The sequence below is a fragment of the Pseudomonas sp. BAY1663 genome (assembly GCF_000582595.1).
GTDB lineage: Bacteria > Pseudomonadota > Gammaproteobacteria > Pseudomonadales > Pseudomonadaceae > Stutzerimonas > Stutzerimonas stutzeri_AF.
The window spans coordinates 1-5238 of the sequence record NZ_AZSV01000149.1 but is presented as its reverse complement, the minus strand read 5'-3'; the positions used below and the strand labels follow the sequence as shown (position 1 = coordinate 5238).

The window sequence follows — 5238 nt, the reverse complement described above, 5'->3', positions numbered from 1 at the left end:
CAGCGGCGCGGTCGAATTCCGCATCCGCCACCCGCTGCGCGGGCTGCTCTGGGCCGAGGGCCGCGCCACGGCCGAGCGCCTGAGCGACGGCGCGGTGGTCTGGCACGGCTTCATCACCGAGATCACCGAGCTGATGGAGGCCACCCGCGCCCTGCAGAAGAGCGAGAGCCGCTTCCGCGCGATGGTCGGCAACCTCCCGGGCGTGGTCTACCGCTGCCGCAACGACGGCCAGCGCCAGATGAGCTACCTCAGCAGCGGCATCGAACGCCTGACCGGCTACCCCGCCAGCGAGTTCCTCGGCGACCGCGCGCGCAGCTATGCCAGCCTGATCCACCCCGAGGACCGCCCGCTGGCCCGGCAGACCCCGGAACAGGACGTGTTCGAAGGCATCTACCGGCTGCTCAACGCCGACGGCCAGATCGTCTGGGTGCGCGAGAAGGCCCGCGTGTTGCGCGAGCACGACGACCCCACCGGCTGGTGCGACGGCTTCGTCTGGGACGTCACCGCGCAGGCGCTGGCGCAGGAGGAGATGCAGGAGCGCGAGCGCTACCTGAGCCTGCTGATCGCCAACGTGATCGACGCCATCGTCATCATCGACGCCCGCGGCATCATCGAGACCTTCAACCACGCCGCCGAACAGATCTTCGGCTACAGCGCGCAGGAGGTCCTCGGCCGCAACCTGTCGATGCTGATGCCCGAGCCCGATCGCTCCGCCCACGACGGCTACCTCGAGGCCTACGCCCGCCGCGGCACGCCGCGCGCGCTGGAGCAGAACCGCGAGCTGACCGCCCTGCGGCGCAACGGCGAGACCTTCACCATCGAGTTGCGCGTCTCGCAGATCACCCACCACGGCGAACGCAAGTTCATCGGCCTGGTGCGCGACATCACCGAGCGCAAGCGTATCGAGCGGATGAAGAGCGAACTGGTGTCCATCGTCAGCCACGAGCTGCGCACGCCGCTGACCTCGATTTCCGGCGCCCTCGGCCTGATCGTCGGCGGTGCGCTGGGCGAGCCGCCGGCGGCGATGCGCCAGATGCTGCTCATCGCCCACCAGAACAGCCTGCGCCTGGGCCGGCTGATCGACGACCTGCTGGACATGGACAAGCTGGTCGCCGGCAAGATGACCTTCGCGCTCGGCACGCATTCGCTGGCGCAGCAGCTGGAACAGGCGATCGCCAGCAACCAGGGCTATGCCGCGCAGCACGAGGTGCGCTTCGTCCTGCTGCCGGTGGCGGACCTGCAGATCGTGGCGGACGACGACCGGTTGCAGCAGGTACTGGCCAATTTCATCTCCAATGCCGTCAAATTCTCCCCCGTGGGCGGCGTCGTGGCGCTGAGCGCGGAGCGCCGCGGCGACTGGGCGCGGATCAGCGTCCGCGACCAGGGGCCAGGCATCGCGCAGGCGTTCCATGCACGCATTTTCCAGAAGTTTTCCCAGGCGGACTCCTCCGATACCCGGCACAAGGGCGGCACCGGCCTGGGCCTGGCCATCAGCAAGGAACTGGTCGAACACATGCACGGGCGCATCGGCTTCGAGTCCGAACCCGGCCATGGCGCCTGTTTCTGGTGCGAGCTGCCGCTCGCCACGCCGCTAACCTCATGAAAGCCCCCGCAGTCGCGGTCGCGCACCCACCCCCTGATCACGGAGACGACATGGCCGAGCTAAGGCGCATCCTGCACATCGAAGACGACCCCTCCATCCAGGCGGTGACCAAACTGGCGCTGGAGGCGATCGGCGGCTACGAGGTGCTGTCCTGCTCTTCCGGAAGCCAGGCCCTGGATGAAGTCGAACGCTTCGCGCCCGACTTCATCCTGCTGGACGTGATGATGCCGGGCATGGACGGCCCGGAGACGCTCGCCAGGCTGCGCGAGCGAATCGATCTGCAGCGGATTCCGGTAACATTCATGACCGCCAAGGTACAACCCGGCGAAATCGAGCACCTGCGCAAGCTGGGCGCGCGCGACGTGATCATCAAGCCATTCGATCCGATGCGGCTGCCCGAGCAGATTCGCAGCATCTGGGCCGCTGACCGATACTAGGTTTCGACAGGGCCTGACATGCAAGGCGCTCCGCTCGCTGGCCTGGCGGGGTGCTCCCTGGGTGGCCACCCACCCCACAGCAACGCGGCAGTTCCGTGCCCGCCGGAAACAGCTTCCCGGGCGACATTCAACGAATCGCCAAGGTCCCGACGATGGAGTCACCGCAAGCGAGTCCGATTGCGACGCCAGCCACATCCCAGCCACGCGAACTGTCGCGCCTGGCCGCGTTGCTGCGCTACGAGATCCTCGACACCCCCGAGGAATCCGCCTTCGACGACTTCACCGAGCTGGCCGCCCGCCTGTGCGGCACCCCCATCGCGCTGATCTCGCTGGTCGACGAACGCCGCCAGTGGTTCAAGAGCCGCGTCGGCCTGGAGGTCAGCGAAACCCCGCGGGAAATCTCCTTCTGCACCCATACCATCCGCGGCGAGGCAATCTTCGAGGTTCCCGATGCCCTGCAGGACCCGCGCTTCCGGCAGAACCCGCTGGTAACCGGCGACCCGCATATCCGCTTCTATGCCGGCACGCCGCTGACCTCGCCCGATGGCCACAACCTCGGCACCCTCTGCGTGATCGACCGCCAGCCGCGCCAACTGACCGCCGCGCAGCGCGACACCCTCGAACGCCTCGGCCGCCAGGTCATCCGCCTGTTCGAGCAGCGTCTGCTGGCGCACCATCACGCCGAGCAGGCGGCCTTGCAGCAGGCGATCCTCGACAGTGCCTCCAGCGCGGTGCTGGTCACCCGCCCCGACGGCATCGTCACCCGCGTCAACCCGAGCGCCGAACGCCTGCTCGGCTACCCGGCGGCGGCCTTGATCGGCCAGCCGCTGACCGCGACGCTGTTCCAGCCCGAAACGCTGCAGCGCCGCGCCGCGCTGCTTTCCAGCGAACTGGGCGTGCCGCTCGCCCCCGGCTTCGCGGTACTCACCGCACCCTTGCACCAGGGCCGGCGCGAGATGTCCGAGTGGCGCCTGCGCCATCACGACGGCAGCGAGGTCCCGGTGCTGCTCGGCGTGACGGCGATCCGCGACGAACAGGCGCAACTGCGCGGCTACCTGGTCAACGTCTACGACCTGGCCTACCAGGAACAGCTGCAGCTGCGCCTGCAGCAGATCGCCGCGCAGGTGCCGGGCATGCTCTTCCAGTTCCACTGGCGCCCCGACGGCGCCGGCTGCTTCCCCTACGTCAGCGAAGGCATCGAGCAGATCTATGCCCTGAGCCCGGCACAGCTGGCCAGCAGCTTCGCGCCGATCTATGCCCGCGTGCACCCGGCCGACCGTCCCCGGCTGCTGGCCAGCATCCGCCAGGCCGCCGCCAGCCTGACCGCCTGGCACAGCGAGCATCGCGTCGAACATCCGCGCAAGGGGCTGCTCTGGGTCGAGGCCCGCGCCACGCCGCTGCGGCAGGTCGATGGCTCGGTGCTCTGGCACGGCTTCGTCGCCGACATCACCACGCGCAAGGCCGAGCAGCTGGAGCTGGACCGGCAGCAGGAAATGAACCGGCGCCTGCTCGAGGCGCTGAGCGAGGCGGTCGTCGCCTGCGATGCCGATGGTTGCCTGACCCTGTTCAACGACAAGGCCAAGCAGTGGCACGGTGGCGACGCCGCGCCGATCTCGCCCGGCGACTGGGCGCGGCATTACCGGCTCTACCAGCCCGATGGCGTCACCCCGCTGCCGGTCGAGCAGATCCCGCTGATGCGCGCGCTGCACGGCGAGCACGTCAGCAACCACGAGATGGTGCTGCTCGGCCAGGATACGCCGCGCTATGTGCTGACCAATGCCGACCCGCTGTACACCTCCGACGGCCAGCCGATGGGCGCGGTCGCGGTGATGCACGACATCACCGAGCGCAAGCGCATCGAGCGCCTGCAGCGCGAATTCATCTCCACCGTCAGCCACGAGCTGCGCACGCCGCTGACCTCGATCACCGGCGCGCTGGCGCTGATCTGCTCGAACGTCATGGGCGAAGTCCCGGCGCAGATGAGCGAGTTGCTGGAGATCGCCCACCAGAACAGCCAGCGCCTCAGCGCGCTGATCGACGACCTGCTCGACATGGACAAGCTGCACGCCGGCAAGATGCGTTTCGAGCTGCTGCGCCAACCGCTGCGCCCGCTGCTCGAGCAGGCCCTGCGCAGCAACCACAGCTATGCCGAACAACATGGCGTGCAGCTGCGCCTGGGCGACTGCCCGGCGGTGCAGGTGGAAGTCGATGCCATGCGCCTGCACCAGGTGCTGAGCAACCTGCTGTCCAACGCGGCGAAATTCTCGCCGGCGGGCGAACACGTCGAACTGTCGGCCGAACGCGGTGACGAACGGGTGCGCGTCAGCGTCCGAGATCGGGGCCCGGGCATTGCCGCGGATTTTCGTGAACGCGTCTTCCACAAGTTCGCCCAGGCCGACTCGTCGGACAGCCGCCAGCAGGGCGGCACCGGCCTCGGCCTGGCCATCAGCAAGGAGCTGATCGAGCACATGGGCGGGTCCATCGGCTTCGACACCGAACCCGGCCAGGGGACCTGCTTCTGGATCGAGTTGCCCTGTAGCAAGCGGCCCGTCGCGGCCAGCGGGAGTCAGCCATGAAACAGCTCAAGCGCATTCTGCATGTCGAGGATGTCCCGTCGATCCAGGTGGTGACCCGCATCGCCCTGGAAAAACTCGGCGGCTTCGAGGTACTCAGTTGCCCTTCCGGCCAGGCCGCGCTGGAACAGGTACAGGCCTTCGCCCCGGACCTGATCCTGCTCGACGTGATGCTGCCGCAGATGGACGGCATCGAGCTGGTGCGCCAGCTGGCGCATGTGGTGGACCTGAGCCGCATCCCGGTGGTGCTGCTCACCGGCCACCTGCAGCCGGAACGCCTCGACCTGCTGCGCCAGCTGGGTGTGCGCCAGGTACTGAGCAAGCCCTTCGATCCCCTGCAACTGGCCGGCCAGCTGCAGGAAATCTGGGAGGCCGAACATGCATGACCCGGTGCGCCTCGAGCTGCAGAAGCAGTTCGAACTGCTCAACCAGCAGTTCGCCCAACGGCTGCGGGTCGACCTCGCCGAGCTCGCCGGGCTGACCGACGAACTGCAGCGCAGCCAGGCACCGGACAGCCGCCGCCAGCTGATGCTGGCGATTCGCGAGCGCTTGCACCGCCTGGCCGGCGCCGCAGGCACCTTCGGCTTCGACTCGCTCGGCGAGCGCGCCCGGCGGCTGGAGCAAC

Annotated in this window: 5 protein-coding genes; all 5 read left to right on the top strand. The window is 68.4% G+C overall.

Translation table 11 applies throughout. The features are described 5' to 3' along the window. A partial coding sequence (locus tag BAY1663_RS21985) for a PAS domain S-box protein (RefSeq protein WP_037045093.1) occupies positions 1-1603 on the top strand: 1603 nt, incomplete at its 5' end. A 50-nt stretch (positions 1604-1653) separates the two neighbouring features. Continuing rightward, on the top strand, positions 1654-2040 hold the full coding sequence (locus BAY1663_RS21980; RefSeq protein ID WP_037045091.1) for a response regulator: 387 nt from the start codon (positions 1654-1656) through the stop codon (positions 2038-2040). A gap of 152 nt (positions 2041-2192) precedes the next feature. Next, positions 2193-4616 (top strand): ATP-binding protein, encoded by a 2424-nt coding sequence (locus BAY1663_RS21975; RefSeq protein WP_051497209.1) that lies wholly within the window; start codon positions 2193-2195, stop codon positions 4614-4616. Then, a complete protein-coding gene (locus BAY1663_RS21970; RefSeq protein ID WP_037045089.1) occupies positions 4613-4999 on the top strand; it encodes a response regulator in 387 nt (128 codons plus the stop codon). Before BAY1663_RS21975 ends, BAY1663_RS21970 begins: the two co-directional genes overlap by 4 nt. After that, positions 4992-5238 (top strand): Hpt domain-containing protein (locus tag BAY1663_RS21965; protein ID WP_037045087.1); only part of this gene is annotated, 247 nt, incomplete at its 3' end. The genes BAY1663_RS21970 and BAY1663_RS21965, both read left to right, overlap by 8 nt.

Bases quoted from the DNA above. Each gene is read 5' to 3' on its own strand.
- BAY1663_RS21980 (WP_037045091.1), top strand. From the start codon at position 1,654: ATGGCCGAGCTAAGGCGCATCCTGCACATCGAAGACGACCCCTCCATC.
- BAY1663_RS21975 (WP_051497209.1), top strand. From the start codon at position 2,193: ATGGAGTCACCGCAAGCGAGTCCGATTGCGACGCCAGCCACATCCCAG.
- BAY1663_RS21970 (WP_037045089.1), top strand. From the start codon at position 4,613: ATGAAACAGCTCAAGCGCATTCTGCATGTCGAGGATGTCCCGTCGATC.